This window comes from Ectobacillus antri (genome assembly GCF_003852715.1).
Lineage (GTDB): Bacteria > Bacillota > Bacilli > Bacillales > Bacillaceae_G > Ectobacillus > Ectobacillus antri.
The window spans coordinates 174,490-196,868 of the sequence record NZ_RIAV01000002.1; the positions used below are offsets into that span (position 1 = coordinate 174,490).

21 protein-coding genes are annotated in these 22,379 nt (G+C 38.7%); 15 read left to right on the plus strand and 6 right to left on the minus strand.

The features are described 5' to 3' along the window. Positions 1-108: 108 nt before the first annotated feature. Both EEJ45_RS03330 and EEJ45_RS03335 read left to right on the plus strand, forming a co-directional pair. A complete protein-coding gene (locus tag EEJ45_RS03330; protein ID WP_124563369.1) occupies positions 109-813 on the plus strand; it encodes a tRNA (adenine(22)-N(1))-methyltransferase in 705 nt (234 codons plus the stop codon). After that, a complete protein-coding gene (locus EEJ45_RS03335; protein ID WP_124563547.1) occupies positions 813-1,934 on the plus strand; it encodes a Nif3-like dinuclear metal center hexameric protein in 1,122 nt (373 codons plus the stop codon). Before EEJ45_RS03330 ends, EEJ45_RS03335 begins: the two co-directional genes overlap by 1 nt. Positions 1,935-2,017: 83 nt before the next feature. On the opposite strand, the gene EEJ45_RS03340 is transcribed toward EEJ45_RS03335, so the two are convergent. Further along, positions 2,018-2,959, minus strand: coding sequence for a 4-hydroxy-3-methylbut-2-enyl diphosphate reductase (locus tag EEJ45_RS03340; RefSeq protein ID WP_124563370.1), 942 nt, complete (start codon positions 2,957-2,959; stop codon positions 2,018-2,020). An 82-nt stretch (positions 2,960-3,041) separates the two neighbouring features. Continuing rightward, a complete protein-coding gene (gene vrrA / locus EEJ45_RS03345) occupies positions 3,042-3,728 on the minus strand; it encodes a VrrA/YqfQ family protein (protein WP_245999818.1) in 687 nt (228 codons plus the stop codon). A gap of 362 nt (positions 3,729-4,090) precedes the next feature. On the opposite strand from vrrA, the gene EEJ45_RS03350 reads away from it, so the two are divergent. Both EEJ45_RS03350 and EEJ45_RS03355 read left to right on the plus strand, forming a co-directional pair. Further along, the gene (locus EEJ45_RS03350; RefSeq protein WP_124563371.1) at positions 4,091-5,395 is read left to right on the plus strand and encodes a DEAD/DEAH box helicase; all 1,305 of its coding nucleotides are present in this window, start codon (positions 4,091-4,093) and stop codon (positions 5,393-5,395) included. A 42-nt stretch (positions 5,396-5,437) separates the two neighbouring features. Further along, positions 5,438-6,334, plus strand: a complete 897-nt coding sequence (locus EEJ45_RS03355; protein ID WP_124563549.1) for a deoxyribonuclease IV — start codon at positions 5,438-5,440, stop codon at positions 6,332-6,334. Here EEJ45_RS03355 and EEJ45_RS03360 read toward each other — a convergent pair whose 3' ends face one another. Next, complete coding sequence (locus tag EEJ45_RS03360) at positions 6,335-6,586, minus strand: DUF2624 domain-containing protein (protein ID WP_124563372.1); 252 nt, start codon at positions 6,584-6,586, stop codon at positions 6,335-6,337. A gap of 120 nt (positions 6,587-6,706) precedes the next feature. Here EEJ45_RS03360 and EEJ45_RS03365 point away from each other — a divergent pair, with 120 nt between their 5' ends. The 4 genes from EEJ45_RS03365 (at position 6,707) to EEJ45_RS03380 (ending at position 9,911) form a co-directional block, all read left to right on the plus strand. Further along, the gene (locus EEJ45_RS03365) at positions 6,707-7,585 is read left to right on the plus strand and encodes a YitT family protein (RefSeq protein ID WP_124563373.1); all 879 of its coding nucleotides are present in this window, start codon (positions 6,707-6,709) and stop codon (positions 7,583-7,585) included. A gap of 292 nt (positions 7,586-7,877) precedes the next feature. Then, positions 7,878-8,654, plus strand: coding sequence for a metal ABC transporter ATP-binding protein (locus EEJ45_RS03370; RefSeq protein ID WP_124563374.1), 777 nt, complete (start codon positions 7,878-7,880; stop codon positions 8,652-8,654). Then, positions 8,651-9,484 carry a metal ABC transporter permease gene (locus EEJ45_RS03375; protein WP_124563375.1) on the plus strand — a complete coding sequence of 278 codons (834 nt, stop codon included), beginning with the start codon at positions 8,651-8,653 and terminating at the stop codon, positions 9,482-9,484. Before EEJ45_RS03370 ends, EEJ45_RS03375 begins: the two co-directional genes overlap by 4 nt. A gap of 13 nt (positions 9,485-9,497) precedes the next feature. Beyond that, a complete protein-coding gene (locus tag EEJ45_RS03380; RefSeq protein WP_124563376.1) occupies positions 9,498-9,911 on the plus strand; it encodes a Fur family transcriptional regulator in 414 nt (137 codons plus the stop codon). Between the two features lie 23 nt (positions 9,912-9,934). Here the strand turns inward: EEJ45_RS03380 and ispG are convergent, their stop codons facing one another. The 3 genes from ispG to EEJ45_RS03395 form a co-directional block, all read right to left on the minus strand. Beyond that, a complete protein-coding gene (gene ispG, locus EEJ45_RS03385) occupies positions 9,935-11,017 on the minus strand; it encodes a flavodoxin-dependent (E)-4-hydroxy-3-methylbut-2-enyl-diphosphate synthase (protein ID WP_187695345.1) in 1,083 nt (360 codons plus the stop codon). A gap of 115 nt (positions 11,018-11,132) precedes the next feature. Continuing rightward, complete coding sequence (locus EEJ45_RS03390) at positions 11,133-11,453, minus strand: LysM peptidoglycan-binding domain-containing protein (protein ID WP_124563378.1); 321 nt, start codon at positions 11,451-11,453, stop codon at positions 11,133-11,135. Between the two features lie 75 nt (positions 11,454-11,528). Further along, positions 11,529-12,284, minus strand: coding sequence for a DUF1189 domain-containing protein (locus EEJ45_RS03395; RefSeq protein ID WP_124563379.1), 756 nt, complete (start codon positions 12,282-12,284; stop codon positions 11,529-11,531). Positions 12,285-12,512: 228 nt separating this feature from the next. Between EEJ45_RS03395 and sodA the strand changes: the two genes are divergently transcribed. The 7 genes from sodA (at position 12,513) to EEJ45_RS03430 (ending at position 22,335) form a co-directional block, all read left to right on the plus strand. Beyond that, entirely contained in the window at positions 12,513-13,124 is a 612-nt protein-coding gene (sodA, locus tag EEJ45_RS03400; protein ID WP_124563380.1) for a superoxide dismutase [Mn], read from the plus strand. A gap of 142 nt (positions 13,125-13,266) precedes the next feature. Next, positions 13,267-14,538: an MFS transporter gene (locus EEJ45_RS03405; RefSeq protein ID WP_124563381.1), complete on the plus strand. Its 1,272-nt coding sequence runs from the start codon at positions 13,267-13,269 to the stop codon at positions 14,536-14,538. Positions 14,539-14,622: 84 nt separating this feature from the next. Continuing rightward, positions 14,623-16,755, plus strand: a complete 2,133-nt coding sequence (locus EEJ45_RS03410; RefSeq protein WP_124563382.1) for a peptidoglycan D,D-transpeptidase FtsI family protein — start codon at positions 14,623-14,625, stop codon at positions 16,753-16,755. Positions 16,756-17,175: 420 nt separating this feature from the next. Continuing rightward, the gene (gene pstB, locus EEJ45_RS03415; RefSeq protein ID WP_124563383.1) at positions 17,176-17,991 is read left to right on the plus strand and encodes a phosphate ABC transporter ATP-binding protein PstB; all 816 of its coding nucleotides are present in this window, start codon (positions 17,176-17,178) and stop codon (positions 17,989-17,991) included. Positions 17,992-18,016: 25 nt separating this feature from the next. After that, the gene (gene phoU, locus EEJ45_RS03420; RefSeq protein ID WP_124563384.1) at positions 18,017-18,673 is read left to right on the plus strand and encodes a phosphate signaling complex protein PhoU; all 657 of its coding nucleotides are present in this window, start codon (positions 18,017-18,019) and stop codon (positions 18,671-18,673) included. Positions 18,674-18,823: 150 nt separating this feature from the next. After that, positions 18,824-20,005, plus strand: coding sequence for a glycosyltransferase family 4 protein (locus EEJ45_RS03425; protein ID WP_124563385.1), 1,182 nt, complete (start codon positions 18,824-18,826; stop codon positions 20,003-20,005). Between the two features lie 5 nt (positions 20,006-20,010). Next, positions 20,011-22,335, plus strand: a complete 2,325-nt coding sequence (locus EEJ45_RS03430) for a sugar phosphate nucleotidyltransferase (protein WP_124563386.1) — start codon at positions 20,011-20,013, stop codon at positions 22,333-22,335. Positions 22,336-22,379 lie beyond the last annotated feature (44 nt).

Here is a 22,379-nt window from a genome sequence, read left to right on the forward strand (position 1 = left end):
TTTTGTATGAAGCAGCTTTGAGTGTGTATGGTTTGTCGGACTTGCATCTCATTGCTGAAATTCTTATGATAAAATCATATTGAAAAAAGAAGGGTTTGTGAAAAACGAATGAATGAAGTAAAACTTTCAAAACGACTGGAAGCTGTAGCTGCTGAATTGCTGACAGGTTCAAAGATGGCTGACATTGGTTCGGATCATGCCTATTTGCCATGTTATGCGGTCTTGCGCAAGATTGTAAAAGGGGCAGTAGCTGGTGAGGTTGTTGAGGGACCATATCAATCGGCTTTAGCAAAGGTTCGCGAATGTGGACTAACTGATATCATATCTGTGCGAAAAGGAAATGGCTTGGCGGTTATTGAACCCGGTGAAGTGGATGTTATTACAATTGCCGGTATGGGTGGTGCGTTGATTCGCGATATATTAGATAATGGCAAGGAAAAACTTGTAGGCGTAAAACGTCTCATTTTGCAACCGAATATTGGAGCTCATAATATTCGGAAGTGGCTTGTTGAACATGATTGGGAGCTTATAAAAGAAATCATTTTAAAGGAAGACGGCAAGATTTATGAAATTCTTGTAGCCGAGCGTGGAGATGGAAATGCACCATACACTACTTTTCGAGAACATGGCATGTTGCTCGGACCATTTTTGTTACAAGAGAAAAGTGATGTGTTTGTTGAAAAATGGATGCACGAAAAACAAAATTTATCTCGTATTTTTCATCAATTAGAACAGGCAGCCGATACAGAAGAAAATCAAAAGAAAAAGCAAGAAGTATTACAAAAAATAGCATTAATTGAAGAGGTGTTATGATGGGGAAAATTCCGAACGGCTATGAAATCATTGAACTGTTTGAAGAGTTGTACCCGAAATACTTAGCGGTAGAGGGAGATAAGATTGGTCTTCAAATCGGTACATTAAACAAGCCCATTCATCGAGTTTTGATTGCTTTAGATGTAACAGAAGAGGTTGTGCAAGAAGCCCTCTCAAAAAAATGCGAGCTTATTATTGCCCACCACCCACTCATTTTTCGACCTCTTACACATATTACAACGAACGATGTATACGGAAAAATTATTGAAACGTGTATTAAATATGATATTGCCGTATACGCAGCACATACAAATGTTGACGTAGGGGAAGGGGGTGTAAATGACCTCCTTGCTGAAGCGTTAGGTCTAGTGGAGACAAAAGTATTAGTGCCTACATATGAAGAGGTTCTTAAAAAGCTAGTTGTATTTGTTCCTTCATCACATGCTGAAAGTGTGCGAGAAGCATTAGGCAAAGCGGGAGCAGGTCATATTGGCGGGTATAGTCATTGTACGTTCTCTAGTAACGGTATGGGGACATTTATGCCTGGAGAGGAAACCAACCCGTATATCGGAAAGCAAGGTATGTTAGAGAAGGTAGAAGAGGTCCGCATCGAAACGATATTTCCCGCGCACATGCAGCGTAAAATTGTACGCGCCATGCTAGAGTCTCATCCATACGAAGAAGTTGCTTATGATATTTATCGAATTGAAAATCAAGGGAAAACATTAGGGTTAGGTAAAATAGGTAAACTACCTAAGGAGATGACTTTAGAGCAATTCTCCCAGCACGTTAAAAAGTGTTTAGATGTCAAGGGGGTACGTACTGTTGGAAACTTACAAGATACAGTGAAAAAAGTAGCTGTGTTAGGTGGGGATGGAAATAAATACATTTCACACGCCAAGCGAAGTGGAGCAGATGTGTATGTAACAGGAGATATGTATTATCATGTTGCGCATGATGCAATGCTTATGGGGCTTAACATTGTAGACCCGGGACATAATGTAGAAAAGGTTATGAAAACTGGTGTGCAAGAACAATTGAAGCAACGAGTAGTAGAAAAGCGCTATGACGTTGAAATTTATGCTTCGCTTGTTCATACAGATCCCTTTACTTTTATATAAAAAGGCAGGAGCATGCTCCTGCCTTTTTGTTGTTCTGCTTAGCCTTTTGTTCAATACTGCCTAAGTGGTCGATTTCTCTTTTCTTATTTCACTTTTACTTTTGGTAAGATTTTATGAAGTGGCACTTGGCGTTTTCGCTCCCATGTTTTTTCATCTGCCGGGTCATATTGTTCTAAAAAGGCAATAACTTCTTTTGTGATAGGTGTAGGTGTAGAAGCTCCTGCTGTAACGGCCACGCGTGTAATACCTTCTAACCACTCTAACTGAATTTCGCTTACGTCAGATATACGATAGGCTTTCGTGCCAGCAATTTCAGCAGAGACTTGAGCAAGACGGTTGGAGTTATTACTTTTTGGATCGCCTACAACGATTGTCAATTCAGCTGCTCCTGCTTGGTTAGCAACAGCTTCTTGACGAACTTGAGTGGCCAAGCAGATTTCTTTATGAATCTCTGCAGTGGGATAGCGCTGCTGAATTTTCTTCATCAAATGTTGCACATCCCATTGGCTCATTGTTGTTTGATTTGTCACCAAAATTTTATTTGTAGGAATATTAAGATGGTCGATTTCCTCTTCTTTTTCAATTAAATGCACAATTTCAGGTGCAATTCCAACAGCACCCTCTGGCTCTGGATGCCCTTTTTTACCGATGTAAATCACATGATACCCTTCTTCTTTTTTTTCGCGAATTAAATCATGTGTTTTTGCCACATCAGGACATGTGGCATCGATGGTAGTAAGTCCCTTTTCTTTAGCACGTCTTTTTACTTCAGGAGATACACCGTGCGCTGTGAAAATAACAGTACCTGATTCGATTTGGTCTAAAATTTCTAAACGATTTGGTCCATCCAATGTAATAATACCATCTTCTTCAAATGCGTCTGTTACGTGTTTGTTATGGACAATCATGCCTAAAATGTATATTGGTCGAGGTAATTCTTTATCAAGTGCCGCATTGCGTGCAATAACCATTGCATCTACTACGCCGTAGCAGTAACCACGCGGGGCAATTTTAATAACTTCCACAACTAATCCTCTCCTTTAACAAGGAATCCTTAATAGTTTTCCTTTTCATTATATAGGACAGAGCGGAAGTTGACAAAAGTTATCATACATACAGTTTTGGTTTCATTTGGCTACTCACCGGTGGTTCTGGTTTTACTTCAGGCTCAGGCACTGTCGTTTTCTTCTTTTTTTGAACAGGTTTTACTAAATCTGCTGAGGGAGGAGTTACTTCTGTATTTGCTTCACTTTCTTCACTTTCTTCACTTTTTTCTGTTGATTTAGAAGTAAGAATTTTCACGATACTAGGGAAGCTTTTTACAATAGGTCCGTATTGCTGAACCATTGGGCTAACAGTTTGTGCAACCTTTACCACTTTTTCTACGTTACCGAGCATAGCTGATGGGTTAGACAGCATATTGGAAAAAAAGCTTCCAATACCTGCTGTATTTTGTGTAGCGGCTCCGGCTGCGGCAGATGCTGCTTCAGGCATCATGCGAACAGGTCCTTGCTGATGATTTGCTTGTACCTGAAAAGGCTGTTGGTTGGGGCCTGGCATAGGTGTTTTTTTGCCAAATAACCTTGCAAGTAGTCCTGGTGGCTTTTGTTGCATATGAGGCTGCATTCCCTGATAGTAAGAAGGGTGCGGATTTATAGTAGGACTAGGCGAATTTGTATAGGGCATTCTCATAGGATGAGGTGCTCCTTGCAGAGGATGCCTCTGCATTTGCTGAGGCGGTAAGGGTGACATGTGACGTGGTTGCATGTTGTGCGGATAGGGTGTTCTTATCATAAGACAACTCTCCTTTGATGGGTGTATATACTACCATATGCACAAATGAGAAAAGGGTTTAGTTTTCGATGCAGAAAAGTAAACTATATACATCCTAATAGAAAAACAACATTCTTTTTAAAATCAAGATATAAGAGCAGTTAAGACTATGTGACATGGAGCGAAAAATTCTAGCGTTTCAATATTCTGTCACTGTTAAGTGAGAAAACTTGTTACGCTTACGCAAACGCTCAATCAGCTAAGTATTGTGTGTTTGTGATGATAGATACTAAGTTGTCTAGCGTGGATTTTCTATGAAAAATCTGTTATAATATAGTCTTGTCTTACTTTTGAACGAAAAATTAACGAAAGAAGGTGGCGAAATGAAAACTGAAGCATTTAAGAAGTTTGATTTTCAACCGTTCCTTATAGAAGCACTTCAAGAACAGGGTTTTTCTAAGCCTACAGAAATCCAGGAAAAAATTTTTCCAGTTGCCAAAAAAGGATTGAGTGTTATTGGCCAATCTCAAACTGGTTCTGGTAAAACACTCGCATATTTACTTCCCTGTATAAATGTAATCGCTGCTGAGCGTGAAGAGGTACAATTAGTTATTACTGCACCTACAAGAGAATTGGCACAACAAATTTATCAAGAGATATTAAAATTAACGAAGTTTTCTCCGGCAGGTAAGGAACTTACAGTTCGTTGCTTTATTGGAGGTACGGATAAACAGCGCACAATTGAAAAGCTGAAAAAGCAACCTCATATTGTAGTGGGTACGCCAGGACGCATTGAGGACCTTGTAGCGGAGCAAGCGCTATTTGTGCATACTGCGAACATGATTGTTGTGGATGAAGCTGACTTGATGCTGGATATGGGCTTCATTCAAGAAGTGGATAAAATTGCAGCCCGTATGCCTAAAACCTTACAAATGCTTGTTTTTTCAGCAACAATTCCGGAAAAGCTGAAATTGTTTATGAAAAAATATATGGAAAATCCCGAGTATGTACAGGTTAACCCTAAGCAAGTGGCTGCGGAAAAGATTGAACATGCCATTATACCGTTACGTCATCGAAATAAATTAAACTTGTTAAAAGATATTTTAGTGACATATCAACCATATCTCGCAATCGTATTTACAAATACGAAAAAAACGGCAGAGGAAGTTGCGATGGGGTTGGCAGAGCGTGGTCTTAAAGTAGGTCGAATTCATGGTGATTTAACGCCGCGTGAGCGCAAGAAAATGATGAAGCAAATTCGTGATTTAGAATATCAATATATCGTGGCGACTGACTTGGCAGCACGGGGTATTGATATTGAAGGAGTCAGTCATGTTATTAACTACGAATTGCCAGAAGATCTTGATTTCTATGTACACCGTGTTGGTCGTACGGCGCGTGCTGGACAATCCGGTCATGCTATTACCCTATATGAGTTGTCTGATTCCGATGCTTTAGAAAGATTAGAAAAGCGTAATATTAATTTCCGTCATATGGATTTAAAAGATGGCGAATGGGTAGAATTAGGTGCACGTCATAAGAGACAAACACGTAAGAAGCAACAGGATGACTTGGATATAATGGCACAAAAGGTTGTGAAAAAGCCAAAACAAGTAAAGCCTGGGTATAAGAAAAAGCTTGCAGAAGACCGTGAGAAAATCAAAAGAAAATACGGTAAAAAAAGATAAAGAGCATAGGCTCTTTATCTTTTTTCAAAGCCTGGAGGTATGATGATGAAAATTGGGTCACACGTTTCAATGAGTGGAAAGAAAATGTTACTTGCAGCAAGTGAAGAAGCTGTTTCATACGGTGCGAACACATTTATGATTTATACCGGTGCACCGCAAAATACGCGTAGAAAACCGATTGAGGATTTGAATATTGCTGCGGGGCTTTTACATATGGATGAGCATGGGATTGATGAGATTATTGTGCATGCGCCTTATATCATTAACATAGGTAACTCTGAAAATGGAGCCACATTTCAGCTTGGAGTCGATTTTTTAAGAATGGAAATTGAGCGTACAGAAGCATTGCGCGCGGCTAAGCAAATTGTACTTCATCCGGGCGCTCATGTGGGAGCTGGAGCCGACGTTGGCATTCGAAAGATTATTGAAGGATTAAACGAAGTGATTACATCGAATCAATCCGTTCAAATTGCTCTGGAGACAATGGCGGGCAAAGGAACAGAATGTGGTCGTAGCTTTGAAGAGCTAGCTCAAATTATAGAAGGTGTTACGCACAATGAAAAGCTTTCAGTTTGCTTTGACACTTGTCACGTGCATGATGCAGGATACGATATCGTAAATGATTTTGACGGTGTGTTGGAGGAATTTGATCGTATCGTTGGCTTAGAACGTTTGCGCGTGTTGCATATTAATGATAGTAAAAATGAGCGAGGAACAAAAAAAGACCGACACGAAAATATCGGCTTTGGACGAATTGGTTTTGAAGCTTTACATTATATTGTACATCATCCTCAGCTTGCTCACGTGCCGAAAATTTTAGAAACACCATATGTGGGCGAGGATAAGAATAATAAAAAGCCTCCATACAAGCATGAAATTGAAATGTTGAAAAATGGGACATTTGATCGTACTTTACTGGATAAGATTATAGTAGGCTAATTATAGTAGCTTTTGTAGTAGGGTATTGACTTGTTGAGCGGTTACTGGTGACGTGACCTTTGCGATTTTTTGGATTAATGCGAGTCGTTCTGCGTCATTATAAATGTTGATGTTCTGTCCTTTAATTAAGACGGATACCTGCTGCGCTTGCTCAACAGTGATAGAAATATTGTACTCTTTACTTAATTTTAGTAAGTCGGGACCAGTCATATTATTTAATTTTTTATTCACTAAATGTTGAATGATATTCATATGATTTCCCCCTTGTAACGCGTTCTATGCCAATATATGTGCAGCCGGCTTGTTCATATTCCGGGAAAGCTAAGGTAAGCATACGCTACAATAAAATAAAACAATATTTAAGGAGGAATTATGGTGAAAAAACAGCATAAAAAAGAAAGTTTACTTCATTTAATTTACAGGCTTGTGATGATTATTATTGGAGCGGCTTGTGCGGCAATTGCCATCGAATTGTTCTTAATGCCAAATCAGATTATTGATGGCGGCATTATAGGTGTTTCTCTTATCTTAGATTATTTAACACCTCATATGCCTTGGTTAAGCTTCTCTACGTTGGTTGTGATTTTAAATTTACCATTTATGTATTCTGGTTATAAGCAAATAGGAAAAACATTTATGTTTTCATCTATCTTTGGAGTTGTATGTTTAGCTCTTATTGAAAGTAGCCTGCATGATTTTGATCCATTTACCACAGAACCAATTTTAGCAACCGTATTTGGAGGACTTATACTTGGTGTAGGGGTAGGGTTGGTAATCAGACATGGCGGTTCATTAGATGGAACTGAGATTATGGGCATTTTACTAACAAAGAAATTGCCATTTTCTGTTGGTGAGTTTGTTATGTTCATTAATATTTTTATTTTTGCATGGGCTGCCTTTGTGTTTGGGTTGGAGCAAGCGATGTACTCTGTAATGACATACTACATTGCCTTTAAAACAATTGATACAGTTATCCAAGGTCTTGATGAAACAAAAGCCGTGCTCATTGTATCAGATTACTATGAAGACGTATCAGATGCTATTTTACATCGTTTAGGCCGAGGGACAACGAAGTTGATGGGGAAAGGCGGCTATACAGATGAGCAAAAGGAAGTTATCTATGCTGTTGTGACAAGGCTAGAGGTTACGAAATTAAAGTCCATCGTTCATGAAATTGATCCAGCAGCATTTATTACAATTATGAGTACACAAGAAACACAGGGGGCTAAATTTAAATCGGCAATTCACTAGCAGAGCTGTTGCAGCTCTGTTTTTTCTTTTATTATTGGCTCCGTTAAAGCCTGCTGTTGATAATTAGCACTTGTTAATGGGAGTGAAGGGTGTAAGACTCTTACGAGAAAAGTGAGTCAAAGGGAGATCTCGCAGACTCCCTGACTTCCAACGGAAATCAACAACGAATCTTAACAGAGACTTATCGTTAAAAATTAATTATTTGACGTGTTATCTGCAATGCGTTACAATAATTTAGTTTAAGCTCGTCATAAACAAATCGTAATTATTACGCATATAAAAGGTGAAGAATATGAAAGAACACGCTATTATTGAAGTTGATAATGTTTCATATCGGTATGAAGGTGAAAATGTCTTGGAACATATTCATCTAACGGTTCCAAAGGGCGCGTTTCTTGGTCTAGTTGGACCAAACGGCTCAGGAAAATCAACTTTATTAAAATGTATACTTGGTATTTTAAAGCCAAAAGACGGCCAAATTCGTTTGTTTGGAATAGATAGTCGTAAGTTTAAAGACTGGAGTAAGATCGGTTACGTATCACAAAAAGCGAACAGTTTTAACTCGGGATTTCCAGCTACTGTGTTTGAAGTGGTAGCAATGGGGCTTGTTTCAAAAAAAGGCTTATTCCGTTTTCTCAATAAGACGGATAAAAACAAAGTGAAACAAGCGATTGCTAATGTTGGGATGAGCGAGTTTTCCGCTCGAAATATTGGAGAGCTTTCAGGCGGTCAACAACAGCGTGTATTTATTGCACGTGCGCTTGTAAGTGAGCCACAGCTACTAATATTAGATGAGCCTACTGTGGGTGTTGACGCAGGAAATGTAGAAAGCTTTTATAGTATGTTAGGAGATTTAAATCAAAATTTGGGAATCACGTTATTGCTTGTCACACATGATATTGGTACCATTACGGATAAAGTAACGCATATAGCTTGTTTGAATAAATATTTACACTTTCATGGAGAAACAGAAAAGTTTGAAGAGATGAAGAAAGATGAGTTATCAAATTTTTATGGTCATCATGTGCAAGTTTTGGAGCATGGGCACGCGCACGGGAGGATACAATGATACAAGACTTTTTACAATATGATTTTTTAAGGAATTCACTGTATGCAGCACTGCTAATTGGTTTAGCAGCTCCTTTATTAGGTGTGTTTGTTGTCATTCGTCGTCTTTCCTTAATTGCTGATGCGCTCAGTCATGTAACATTATCAGGCATTGCGGCAAGTTTATTGCTAGAAAAGACGGTATTTACAGGAGGGTTCATCAATCCTTTATACATGGGTATGCTTTTTTCCATGGGCGGCGCCCTATTTATTGAAAAGTTGCGGGTGGTGTATAAGCATTACCAAGAGCTTGCTATTCCTATTATTTTATCAGGCGGCATCGGTTTAGGGGTTATTTTTATTTCATTAGCAAAAGGATTTAACACAGATCTTTTTAATTATTTATTTGGTAGTGTAAGTGCGGTGAGTGAAAATGATTTAATTGCGATTACAGCTATTACATTTCTGGTTGTTATCAGTATCATTTTACTGTATAAAGAGTTATTTTTGCTGTCATTTGATGAAGAATATGCTACTGCAACAGGATTAAAATCGAAATGGATTCATTTTGCATTTATTATGCTAGTTGCACTAGTGATTGCGGCTTCTATGCGTGTTGTGGGGATCTTGCTTGTTTCATCATTGATGACATTACCCGTTGCAGCAAGTATTCGGATTGCAAAAGGCTTTAAGCAAACGATCTTGTTTTCTGTTCTCTTTGGAGAGTTAGCTGTTGTTGGTGGATTAATTACTTCGTATCAATTAGACTTAGCTCCTGGTGGCACAATTGTTGTCATTGCGGTTATAATCCTCGTAGGAGCTATTCTTTGGAAAAAGAAAAAAACTGCGTAATGAGGGGATGTAAATGAATGTAACATCTGCGCTGCAACTCATGAAGGATAAAGGGTATAAGTATACAGGCAAACGTGAGGATATGTTGCAGCTATTTGCCACGCATAATAAATATTTAACAGCAAAAGATGTTCTTGAGAATTTAAAGGATTATTATCCTGGCCTCAGCTTTGATACCATCTACCGAAACCTATCTATTTTTGTAGACTTAGGGATAGTGGAACAAACTGAATTGAATGGCGAAAAGCATTTCCGTTTTACTTGTCCGGTAAAAGAACATCACCATCATTTCATTTGCCTGGAATGCGGGCAAACGAAAGAAATTCAAATGTGCCCAATGGATGATCTTTTAGATGGCTTTTCGGGATATGAAGTGACAGGACATAAATTTGAGGTATATGGTAAATGTCCAAAATGTACACAGTAAAAGGGAGCTGAGCGCTCCCTTTTTTATTTCTCTTGCTTTGCTGCATATTCCTCAGCAATTTTATCAATTTCCTTTTTTAGCTCTTCCACCATAGTCGCTTCAGGCACTTTTCTTACAATCTCGCCTTTTCGGAAAAGGAGACCTTCTCCTCGTGCCCCTGCGATACCAATATCAGCTTCGCGCGCCTCGCCTGGACCGTTTACCGCACAGCCGAGAACTGCAACTTTAATTGGCGCTTTAATTTTAGAGATATATTCTTCTACCTCATTTGCAATACTAATTAAATCAATTTCAATACGACCACATGTTGGACAAGAAATAAGTGTCGCCGCGTTTGAAGCAAGTCCAAAAGACTTGAGTAGCTCACGTGCGACTTTAACCTCTTCTACTGGATCGGCGCTTAAGGAAATGCGCAATGTATTCCCAATACCTTTGCTTAGGATAGCGCCTAGACCAGCTGCGCTCTTTACAGTGCCAGCAAATAATGTACCGGACTCTGTAATTCCTAAGTGTAACGGATAATCAAATGCTTTTGCTGCTTTTTCATATGCTTCAATTGCTAAATTTACATCGGAAGCTTTCATGGACACAATGATGTCGTGAAAGTCTAAATCCTCAAGAATTTTAATATGGTGCAGAGCACTTTCTACCATGCCATCAGCAGTAGGGTATCCGTATTTTTCTAAAATTTTTCTTTCCAGAGAGCCTGCGTTTACACCAATTCGAATGGGAATACCTTTTGCTTTTGCCGCATTCACAACAGCTTCTACCTTCTCCCGGCGTCCAATATTACCAGGGTTAATACGAATTTTATCAATTCCGCCTTCAATTGCTTTTAAAGCTAGACGATAGTCGAAATGGATATCTGCAACTAGCGGTATATTAATGCGTTTTTTAATCTCAGGAATGGCATCTGCGGCACGCTCATCTGGAACAGCAACACGAACAACCTGACAACCAGCTTCTTCAAGACGCAGAATTTCTGCTACTGTTGCCTCCACATCATGTGTTTTGGTTGTGGTCATGCTTTGTATGAATAATTCATTGCTTCCACCAATAGTTAAATTCCCTACTTTGACGGGACGTGTTTTCGTACGATGTGTAATTTCACTCACGAATAGATCGCTCTCCTTATAAAGGGTTATGTGTGTATCATTTGTTATTCTTGTCTATTGTATCAATGCTTCTGCTGTGCGACAAGAATTATGCTGTAATTTCTCTTTATTGGTAGATTGGAAATTTGTACGTTTTTCCGATGCGCAGTTTGGAGGGGGATTCCCCCGGGTTTAATTTTTTAAAATCTGCTACCACTTTTTCAATGGAAGGTGATTTGGACTTGCTGATGGCTTCCACAATCGACAGTGCTGTATCGCCGCTTTTCACTTCAATGTTTTTATAAGTAGCTTTTTCTCCTTGTGGTAAAGCTACTGTTTCTTTTTGGATTGGATAAGAGCTTAAAAAGGGCAGTGTGCCAATTTTGATATCATAAAATACAGCATAGCCAATTACGAGTATAAACAACGTAACGAATAGTCGTTTCATATAGTTCTCACTCCTTTTGTAGAGAAATATATGCTTGTCCCATAAAAAAATGCCGCATTTGCGGCATTTAGGCTTTTACTTTTTTGGTGGAATTTCTTTTATAGTCAAATATAAAACAAAAATCGCTGTAAATAGAAATACGAATAGATGCGCACTTACATGAATTCGTAAAGAATCCATGATAATAAAGAAGACAGTCGGTAATGTAAAACTATAGGCTGTAAGCGTCCAAGCTTGTTTATACTGCATCGGGCGCTGTAAAGAACGAGCCAGTATATTACCGATAAAAGCAACAAAGGTAACACCAATAAAAGTTGTAAAGGCGTTTACTAAGAATAAAAAGAACCCGATAATGAACAATGCGATTGGATACATAGATTTCACACGTGATAAAAATGTTTCTATATCTTCCTTTGTAACTGTCCACTCTTTGAAAGTATCATACGTGTAGGTTTGTACTTGCCCTGCCGAAACTGTAATGGCCCGATCTTGTAAGATATATAACCCGTTTAGGGCATCGCTTTTGTATTCTGTTGTATTTGGGTCAAATAAAAAGGTAAACGTTTCGTCTTCTTTTATAATGGGTTCAGAGATGTTAGCGCGCAGCTCCCCGTTTTCAATTGTAAAGTCCGGGAGCTCTGAAGTAACCATATTTTGCAACTGTGAAAATTGCTGCTTAAGCATTGTGCCGAATTGGGTTGTCTCAGGGATGGTTGCAAGCAATGAAAGGAGTAATATGTATAAAATGGTTTTTCCGACTTTTTGAAAGCGAAAACGCGCTATATCTTTCGGTGAGTATATGCTTTTTACAAGCTGTGTAAATATGGACATTGTATTCCTCCTTCTACGTACTCTTCATATTGTAACGCAAAACCGGGATAGTCTACAAGATTGTACAATTGGCATGTGCAAAACATATCATTTGAAATCCCTTTTAAAATTTGATACTTTTATGATGAGAAGTGTACCTTGTAATTCTCACTTTTCTGAAAATGTTGTAAAATAAAGCTGAGCAGCTTATATATTGCTCAAAATACATATCTTTAGGAGGAATTTACAATGGCGAAATACGAATTGCCTCAATTGCCTTACGCTTACGACGCTTTAGAACCACATTTTGACAAAGAAACTATGAATATCCATCATACAAAGCATCACAACACGTACATCACAAATGTGAACGCTGCTTTGGAAAGCTATCCGGAGCTTGCTGCAAAGAGTGTGGAAGCTTTAATTTCTGATTTGAACGAAGTACCGGAAGCAATTCGGACAGCTGTTCGTAACAACGGCGGCGGTCATGCGAACCACTCTTTATTTTGGACAATCCTTTCTCCAAATGGCGGTGGCGCTCCTGTAGGTGAGCTTGCGACTGCAATTAACGAGAAATTTGGAAGCTACGATGCATTCAAAGAAGAGTTTACAAAAGCGGCAACAACTCGCTTCGGTTCTGGTTGGGCATGGCTTGTTGTAAACAACGGCGAATTAGAAGTAACAAGCACACCAAACCAAGATTCTCCACTAATGGAAGGTAAAACGCCGGTATTAGGTCTGGACGTTTGGGAGCATGCATACTACTTGCACTACCAAAACCGTCGTCCTGACTACATTGGTGCGTTCTGGAATGTAGTAGATTGGAACGCAGTAGAAAAACGTTACCAAGACGCAAAATAATGCAATAAGTAAAACCCCCTTTCTCATGAGAAAGGGGGTTTTACTTATTTATGGGGTTAAAAGTGAGCCCGGTTTAGCAGTTTTGTGTATACTCTTTGCTCTTTTTGAGAGACTAAAGCGTGAAGCAAAGGAGAGTTATATCATGAAGATGAAGTATTTACTTGGTGATGTGCAAGTGAATCGCGACTTGGTTTTACTTTTAATCGTAGGTGGGCTTTATACACTTGCCATATCCCTATCAAACACATTTGTAAATATCTATCTGTGGAAACAAACAAAGGACTTTGTTAATTTAGGATTGTACAATTTATCAGTTGTTGTCTTGCAGCCTCTTACATTTGTGATAGCTGGAAAACTGGCGAAACGAATTGACAGAATTATTATTTTGCGACTTGGTGTAAGTGCACTTGCAGTGTTCTTTATTACAGTACTAGTCTTAGGTACAAACGCCTCCCAATTCATTCTTCTAATTGGTGCAATTTTAGGTACGGGCTATGGATTTTATTGGTTAGCATTTAATTTGTTAACATTCGAAATTACGGAACCAGAAACACGCGACTTTTTTAATGGCTTTTTAGGGTTGTTAACATCATTTTCCGGCATGATTGGTCCTATTGTAGCCGGACTGATTATTTCGCACATGAAAAAGTGGAATGGTTATACGTTTATTTTTATTTTATCTTTAATTATGTTTAGCATCGCTGTTGTATTAAGCTTTTTCCTGTCACGGCGTGAATGTGATGGAAAATATGAATTAATAGAAGCATTTCAGGAACGGCAGCACAACCGAAATTGGAAGCGAATTACATGGGCACATTTTTTTCAAGGACTGCGCGAAGGAACATTTATATTTGTTATTTCTGTATTTGTGTTCATTGTGACTGGCAGTGAACTTGCGATCGGAAAGTTTGGATTAATCAGCTCTGGTATTTCCTTTTTAATGTACTATATGGCTACACGTCTTATTAAAGATCGTTTTCGTAAAAAAGCGATATTGATTGGCGGGCTTATTTTATATGCCGCTGTCTATTTAGTGGCAATTGATGTTACATATCCCAAACTACTATTGTATGCTGCTTGTATCTCAGTGGCATACCCTATCTTGTTGGTGCCTTATAATTCTATGACATACGATGTAATTGGAAGAGCGACTAAAGCAAAGGAGCGTCGTGTAGAATATATTGTTGTTCGTGAATTATTTTTAAATGGTGGCCGAATTTGTTCTATACTCGCGTTTTTATTTGCAGTTTGCTTTTTTGATCCAAAAGAGAGCCTTTCATATTTACTCATGATTGTCGGAATCGGACATTCACTTATTTATTTTGTGATTCGAAACATTGATCATACTCAAAAAGCACCAGAAGGTTTAGATGTTTCTAGATCAAGACAAGGAGTTACAGAGGGTGATGGTTAACTTAGTTGTTTATTTATGCTACAATAAACTGTACGTACAAGGACACCTGCTGAGGTGTCTCTTTGCTGTAAAAGGGGGACCGTCATGAAAAAGAAGCAAAAGAAGAAAAAGAGTCATGTGCCAATTCGGCTGAATATATTGTTTTTCATCGTGTTTGTTATGTTTTCTGCGCTCATTTTGCGATTGGGTGTTGTTCAAATTGTATATGGAGAAGACTATACTAAAGAAGTTGAGCGTACGGAAAATTTAACGGTTAACACACCTGTACCGCGCGGAAAGATGTTTGATCGCTATGGTAGAACAGTTGTTGATAATACACCACTTCGAACTATTACATATACACGTATGAAAGGATCGAAGAGCGAAGAGCGCCTTGAGCTTGCAAAAGAATTGGCTAAGCTTATGGATATGCCTACAGATAAGTTGACAGAGCGAGATAAAAAAGATTTTTGGATTGAATTGAACCCAGATAAGGCTAAAAAGAAAATTACCAAAAAAGAATGGGATGCATTTGAAGCAAAGAAGCTGAGCGATAAAGACATTTATAATTTGCAATTAGAACGTGTCACTGCTGCAGATTTAAATCAATTTACGCCTGCAGACTTAGAAGTGTTAGCGATTAAGCGGAAAATGGACGGTGGTTATGCCATGACACCGCAAATTATCAAAAATAAAGATGTAACGCCTGAAGAATATGCGCGCATCAGCGAAAATCTAGATCGCTTGCCGGGAGTGGATACAACTACAGATTGGGAACGTAATTATACGTATGGTGATATGTTTACATCTGTACTGGGAAGAGTCACTAATGCAGATGAAGGTCTACCGCGCGAACAGCTTGATTATTACTTGGTGCGTGATTATAACCGGAATGACCGCGTTGGAAAAAGCTATATTGAGCAGCAATATGAAGATGTGCTGCACGGAACAAAGGCACAAATTAAAAATGTGACAGATAAAGATGGGAATATTTTAGAACAGGTGTATTTGTCTAAAGGAGAGCGCGGCAAGGACTTGATTTTGACCATCGATATGGAATTACAAAAAAGAGTAGAGCAAATTATTGAAGAAGAGCTAAAGGTGGCCAAGTCTAAGGGTGGCACCCAATTTTTAGACCGCGCGTTTGTTGTGATGATGGATCCGCGCAACGGAGAAATTTTATCTATGGCGGGCAAGCAACTTGTCACGAATGAACAAGGACAGCTACAGGTGAGTGATTACGCGCTTGGAACTATGACCAGTTCTTATCAAGCGGGTTCAGCAGTAAAAGGTGCGACTGTGCTAACTGGTTTTCAAACAGGCGTTATTCAGCCTGGTAGCAAACTAATAGATGAACCCATCAGAATCAAAGGTACACCAGTTAAAAAGTCTTATAAAACAATGGGAGAAATTAATGATTACTACGCGTTAGCGCGTTCATCTAACGTATATATGTTCCGAATTGCGATGGAAATTGCAGGAGCCAAATATGTACCTGGCGCACCGCTATATATTCCTTCTAAGGCATATGATACAATGCGCTATTATTTCAGCCAATTTGGGCTAGGTGTACCGACAGGTATTGATCTTCCAAATGAATCGGTCGGATTTAAAGGAGCAGAAACAAAAGTGCCCGGACTATTGCTTGACTTATCCATTGGTCAATACGATACCTATACACCTCTTCAATTGGCACAATATGTTTCAACCATTGCCAACGGTGGATATCGTATCAAACCGCAAATTGTAAAAGAAGTGCGCGATCCAGTTTCAAAACCAGGTGAAATTGGTAAAGTGGTAAAATCAATGGAACCCGTAGTATTAAATCGGATTGATATGAGCACAGAGTATATTAAACGTGTACAAGAAGGCTTTCGAGCTGTAATGTCCGATTCAGAAGGAACTGCGACAAATGTGTTCGGCACAGCTCCATATCAGCCTGCGGGTAAAACGGGCACAGCACAGACCTTTTATGATGGTCCTGATGAAGCAAAACGAAAGAGCGGTCCAAAGGGGACATTGCCACCAACGTACAATTTAACGTTAGTTGGATATGCACCTTACGATAATCCAGAGGTTGCTTTCTCAGTAGTTGTACCATGGGTTTCTGATGATAATAATCGCATTAATAAAGTTATCGGTCGCAGAGCGTTAGATGCATATTTTGAACTGAAAAAAGAAGCTGTTAAAATAGAAGCAGATCCTACCATTGTACCGGAGAGTACAGATAATCCATAAAAAGCTTTGCGCATATTGGCGCAAAGCTCTTTTGTCAAGGTTTTGTTAACCTTTGATTGCAATGATTGACAGATGTTAATGAGATAGGTTCGCAGACCTCTTTCGAATCTGCTGCAAAAATTTATAAGTAATTTTAGGAATTTTTTGTTAAAGAAAGTGTCTCTATTTACAAAACATTTACAAAGTATTAAAACCGCATTAATAGTTAAACCTTATTCTTATAGTTATGGTCAGTACGTTTGCCGTGTATACGATTAAACCACGTTACATTTATATTCGTAATTAAGGAAGAATTGTAATAATTTTTTCGGTCATACTAATGTATATATGATTACGTACTGTATGTTATCAGAGTGTGGCGCGGACAAACGGAATGCAAGACAGATGCTTCCTGACATGTGGATGAAAGGGGAAAACAAAATGGTTTCTACAGTTGTAAATGTAAAAACAAAAGAACAAGTGACTAAGGCAGAAGCGCCTAAAAATATTGTATTTGATACAAAAGATTTAAACTTATGGTATGGTGAAGATCACGCGTTAAAAGATATTAATTTAAGTATATATGAAAACGAAGTAACAGCAATCATTGGTCCAAGCGGGTGCGGAAAATCTACTTATTTAAAAACGTTAAATCGTATGGTTGAACTTGTACCTATTGTACGTACAACAGGTGTAATTGAATACCGAAACAGAAATATTTTTGATAAGGCATACCATGTAGAAGAATTGCGCACACATGTAGGAATGGTATTCCAAAAGCCAAATCCGTTCCCAAAATCCATTTATGAAAACGTTGTTTATGGTCCGAAAATTCATGGTATTCGAGATAAGAAGACACTCGATGAAATTGTGGAGAAGAGCTTGCGCGGTGCGGCGATTTGGGATGAATTAAAAGATCGTTTACATGACAACGCGTATGGATTATCAGGTGGACAGCAGCAACGTCTTTGTATTGCGCGTTGCTTAGCAATTGAACCGGATGTAATTCTAATGGATGAGCCAACGTCCGCGTTAGACCCAATCTCTACTTTAAAAGTGGAAGAATTGATTCAAGAGCTGAAAAAGGACTTCAGTATTGTCATTGTAACACACAATATGCAACAAGCGGCACGTATCTCTGATCGTACAGCATTCTTCTTAAGCGGTGAAGTTGTGGAGTATACAGATACAAACCGATTGTTTACAACACCAACTGACAAGAGAACAGAAGATTATATCACAGGACGATTTGGCTGATTCATTTATCTCAGGAGGTAATGGCATGGTACGTGAGCAATTTGATTACGATTTAAAAACGTTGCGAGCTAAGTTGGTTGAGCTAGGGGCGTTGTCTAAGGAAGCGTTGGAAATAGCGATGGAAGGACTGCGTACTCGCAACGTAGAGTTGGCTTTGCAGGTCATTGATAATGACAACCGTATGGACGATTTAGAAGAAGAAATTAACGAGTTAGCACTAATGTTAATTACAAAGCAGCAACCAGTTGCAACAGATTTGCGACGTATTTTTGTTTCCATTAAAATTGCAACCGATTTAGAACGAATTGCTGATCATGCTGTTAACATTGCAAAGTCAACAATTCGTTTAGGAGACAAAGAAGTAGCTGTAACAATAAATGTACTAGAAACTATGTTTCAACAAGCTGGTTCTATGTTGGAATTATCTATGGATGCGTATCAAGAAGAAAATTTAACATTTGCGAAACAAATTGCTGAAATGGATGATGTGGTGGATGAACTATACGGACAAGCCGTACGAGACTTCATGTCTTCTATTCCACAGAACCCTGAAGGAATCAATCAGATTACACAATTATCATTCATTGCCCGCTACATTGAGCGTATAGCAGATCACATTACCAATATTGCTGAGAATGTGTTCTACCTTGTTAAAGGTAAGCATTATTTATTGAACGAATAAAAGCGTTCCCTTAAGGGACGCTTTTTTATTTATTTTCAGTTCGTTGCAACAAATTTTTTGTTTATTTGACAAAATAGGCTTATTGTGGATGGAAAAGACTGGTGCTATCATTTTTGTATACGAGAAAATAAAAATATAAGGGGGGAAGGTATGGAACGAAAGCGTGTATTGATTTTGTCATGGGAGTATCCGCCTATGCTGATTGGAGGGCTTGGGAGGCATGTGCACGAATTGTCAAAAGCATTGGCCAACGCAGGTCATATCATTCATATTATCACTACGTATGTAGAAGGTTCCCAGTTATACGAAGAAGTGGAAGCTGTACACGTACACCGTGTATGCCGTAAGGGTAGCCGGGAACATTTTTATCATTGGATTAGCGAACTTAATGAAGCTATCTTACAATATGCTTTATGTTTATGTGAAGAAGTAGCTTTTGACCTTGTTCATGCTCATGATTGGCTGGTAGGTGAAGCAGCAAAACAGCTTCAGAAAAGCAAGGGCCTGCCGCTTATTACTACCATCCATGCGACTGAGCATGGCAGAAATCAAGGCATCCATACACCCCTGCAATGGGAAATACATATGAAAGAAAAGGAATTAGTAAAGGAATCGCAAGCTGTCATCGTATGTAGTGAGTATATGAAAAAAGAAGTACTACGCATATTAAATCCTTCTTTGCAAAATATATTTGTGTTTCCAAATGGTATTAATGAAGCATTCTTCTGTAATGCAAAGCCTTTAGCTACTGTGTATCGGACCTATGATTTGCAAAATCGTACTATTGTATTTGCAATTGGTCGCATTGTAAACGAAAAAGGTTTTTATACAATTATTGAAGCTGCGCCTGAACTGATTCGATTTGATTCAACCTTAATCTTTATCATAGCAGGAAAAGGTCCGATGCTTGAATTTTACAAGCACGTAGTTGCTGAGCGTGGTTTAGGACAATTCATCCATTTTGTCGGTCATGTGAGTGAAGAAGAACAACGTGCTTTTTTGCAAAGTTGTCATATTGTTGTTGTACCGAGCTTATATGAGCCTTTTGGAATTGTTGCATTAGAGGGGATGCTTGCTAACAAGCCAACTATTGTTTCAGATGTAGGAGGACTTAGTGAAGTAGTACAGCATGGCCATAACGGCTATAAAATGGAACCGGGCAGTGCTCACAGCTTAACCATGCGAATCAAAGAAATTATAAATGCACCTGAAATTGCATGTCAAATTGCACAAAACGGATATAACCTCGTCAAAAAACAGTACAGTTGGAGCAAAATTGCTATGGATACCGTTCGTGTATATGAGGATAGTGTCTATCAAAAGGGGAGGTAAACAGGATGAAGGGAGTTATCTTAGCCGGGGGCAAAGGCATGCGTTTAAGGCCGTTAACTTGTAATCTCCCAAAACCTATGCTGCCTCTAATGCATAAACCTGTTATGGAATATAGCCTGGAATTGTTGAGAAAGCATGGTATTCGTGAAGTAGCAGTTACGGTTCAATACATGGGAGCGGCAATTCGTAACTATTTTGGAGATGGCAGTAAATGGGGAATGAAGTTATATTATTTTGAAGATACACCGCCTTTAGGTACTGCAGGCAGTATAAAGCAGGCGGAAGAATTTTTAGATGAGACGTTTGTGGTTGTAAGCGGAGATGCTCTTACAGATTTTCATTTATTAAAAGGCATGGATTTTCATAAAAGTACAGGTGGGATGGTTACAATTTTTCAAAAGGAAGTTGCTAATCCGCTCAACTTCGGCCTTGTTGTTACAGAGGAAGAAGGCCGGGTTATGAAGTATATTGAAAAGCCCAGTTGGAATGAAGTTGTATCTAATACAGTAAACACGGGTATTTATATTATAGAACCGTCCATCTTTTCTTATATGAAGGCACACACTTTTTATGATTTTAGTCATGATATTTTTCCTACACTTCTTAGTAAAGGAGAACCTTTGTATGGTTATATGAGTGAAGGGTATTGGTTGGATATTGGTACATTTCAAAACTACCGACAAGCTCATTTTGATGTACTTACCAAAAAAGTGGAAGTATCAATGGAATGTACAGAAGTATTCCCCGGAGTATGGATGGGGGAGGGAGCCAGGATCGAGAACGGTGCAAAAATTCAAGGACCAGCCTTAATTGGCGATTGTGTTACGATTAAGAAGGGAGCTGTGATTCATCCGTACACAATTATCGGAAAAAACAGCTTTATTAGTGAGGATGTGCAAATCAGTAAATCCATTATAGGCAATGATGTACATGTAGGACAATGTTCGGAAGTAAATGGGACTGTTATTTCATATGGTACGATTATTGAAGAATGTGTTACTCTTTTCGACAAAAGCGTTGTTGCAGATCGAAGTGTGATTGGTAAAAATACAGTTATTAAGTCAAATGTAAAGGTTTGGCCAGATCGAATCATTGAAGGCGGCTCTGTTCTTCTTTCGTCTGTCACAGCACAAGAGGAGCATGATGCGTCGTTATTTTATCGAGGCGAAATTAAAGGTAGGGCAAATATACACATCAAGCCTGAAACCATTGTGAAAATTGCACATGCATATAGTATCGCGCTTACATCAAAAGCTACTATTTTAATAGGATATGACTGTCATCGCTATGCGGAGATTGTAACTCGTGTTTTTATGGAGACTTTACATGCTGCAGGTATTACAACGCGTGAGTGCAAACACACAAATGATGCTTGCTTTAGATATATGATTTCAAAGGCTCGTGTACAGGGAGGTGTGTTTATTTACGTGCAAAGTAACGGAGAGGTTGTATTGCGTTTTTATGATAGCTGCGGAACCATTATATCAGGTCGCTTTGAAAAAGAAGTAGAGTCGGCATATGTTCTAGATGAATCCAAATATGTAGAGATGGAACAATTAGGAACAAATGTATTGTGTCCTCCTCAACACATAGAATATGTAAGTGCTATTCTTCAAATAATTCGCGTCAGCAGCATTCGCCAATGTGCATTTCATCTATGTGTATATCAATCCAGCTCCCTACAGAGAGAGATGCTATCACATTTCTTCAAACAACTGCATTGCCGGATTACATGGGTGGAGACAAATCCTAATGATGTCATGGGTATGATACGAAGCAGTGGAGCAGATGCAGGCATGGTGTTGCAAGAACAAGGCAATGATTTTGAATTATATGATGTATACGGCAATGTATATACGAATATTAAAGATACGGTTGCATCTCACATTTTACGACATGTATATCCCCTTACTATTAAGCAAAGAGGCAGTTATATATGCTGCTCTGAACACGAAGATCGTTCCGGTCAGTTCGGTCAGGATGCACTATTACAAGTTGGAAAAATTATGGAGATTATGGCAGTGGAGAATGCTCCTTTACATACCATTGTACAGAATCGTCCCCACTTTCATTTGCTATGGGACGAAGTACTATGCCCATGGAAAGAAAAAGGGCGAGTCATGCGCATGCTAACTGAAGAAGGAGCACAACAAGAACTTGAAGTGTCTGAGGGAATTAAGTTTTTGTATGAGCATGGTGAATGGTCATACATTATATCTGACGCCCAGCAGCCAAAAATTATTGTATATGCTCAGTCTGCAAATGCAGCTAAAGCACGTAAGAAAATCCTTAACATAATAGAAAAAATTAGACAATATCAAAAGGTGTAGAATTTTTATTTAAAAAGTGATATCATAGTAAAGTCTGATTTATG

Excerpts from the sequence above, each read along its gene's own strand:
- EEJ45_RS03330 (WP_124563369.1), top strand. The coding sequence starts at position 109 with ATGAATGAAGTAAAACTTTCAAAACGACTGGAAGCTGTAGCTGCTGAA.
- EEJ45_RS03335 (WP_124563547.1), top strand. The coding sequence starts at position 813 with ATGGGGAAAATTCCGAACGGCTATGAAATCATTGAACTGTTTGAAGAG.
- vrrA (WP_245999818.1), bottom strand. The coding sequence starts at position 3,728 with ATGATAAGAACACCCTATCCGCACAACATGCAACCACGTCACATGTCA.
- EEJ45_RS03350 (WP_124563371.1), top strand. The coding sequence starts at position 4,091 with ATGAAAACTGAAGCATTTAAGAAGTTTGATTTTCAACCGTTCCTTATA.
- EEJ45_RS03355 (WP_124563549.1), top strand. The coding sequence starts at position 5,438 with ATGATGAAAATTGGGTCACACGTTTCAATGAGTGGAAAGAAAATGTTA.
- EEJ45_RS03360 (WP_124563372.1), bottom strand. The coding sequence starts at position 6,586 with ATGAATATCATTCAACATTTAGTGAATAAAAAATTAAATAATATGACT.
- EEJ45_RS03365 (WP_124563373.1), top strand. The coding sequence starts at position 6,707 with ATGGTGAAAAAACAGCATAAAAAAGAAAGTTTACTTCATTTAATTTAC.
- EEJ45_RS03370 (WP_124563374.1), top strand. The coding sequence starts at position 7,878 with ATGAAAGAACACGCTATTATTGAAGTTGATAATGTTTCATATCGGTAT.
- EEJ45_RS03375 (WP_124563375.1), top strand. The coding sequence starts at position 8,651 with ATGATACAAGACTTTTTACAATATGATTTTTTAAGGAATTCACTGTAT.
- EEJ45_RS03380 (WP_124563376.1), top strand. The coding sequence starts at position 9,498 with ATGAATGTAACATCTGCGCTGCAACTCATGAAGGATAAAGGGTATAAG.
- EEJ45_RS03390 (WP_124563378.1), bottom strand. The coding sequence starts at position 11,453 with ATGAAACGACTATTCGTTACGTTGTTTATACTCGTAATTGGCTATGCT.
- EEJ45_RS03395 (WP_124563379.1), bottom strand. The coding sequence starts at position 12,284 with ATGTCCATATTTACACAGCTTGTAAAAAGCATATACTCACCGAAAGAT.
- sodA (WP_124563380.1), top strand. The coding sequence starts at position 12,513 with ATGGCGAAATACGAATTGCCTCAATTGCCTTACGCTTACGACGCTTTA.
- EEJ45_RS03405 (WP_124563381.1), top strand. The coding sequence starts at position 13,267 with ATGAAGATGAAGTATTTACTTGGTGATGTGCAAGTGAATCGCGACTTG.
- EEJ45_RS03410 (WP_124563382.1), top strand. The coding sequence starts at position 14,623 with ATGAAAAAGAAGCAAAAGAAGAAAAAGAGTCATGTGCCAATTCGGCTG.
- pstB (WP_124563383.1), top strand. The coding sequence starts at position 17,176 with ATGGTTTCTACAGTTGTAAATGTAAAAACAAAAGAACAAGTGACTAAG.
- phoU (WP_124563384.1), top strand. The coding sequence starts at position 18,017 with ATGGTACGTGAGCAATTTGATTACGATTTAAAAACGTTGCGAGCTAAG.
- EEJ45_RS03425 (WP_124563385.1), top strand. The coding sequence starts at position 18,824 with ATGGAACGAAAGCGTGTATTGATTTTGTCATGGGAGTATCCGCCTATG.
- EEJ45_RS03430 (WP_124563386.1), top strand. The coding sequence starts at position 20,011 with ATGAAGGGAGTTATCTTAGCCGGGGGCAAAGGCATGCGTTTAAGGCCG.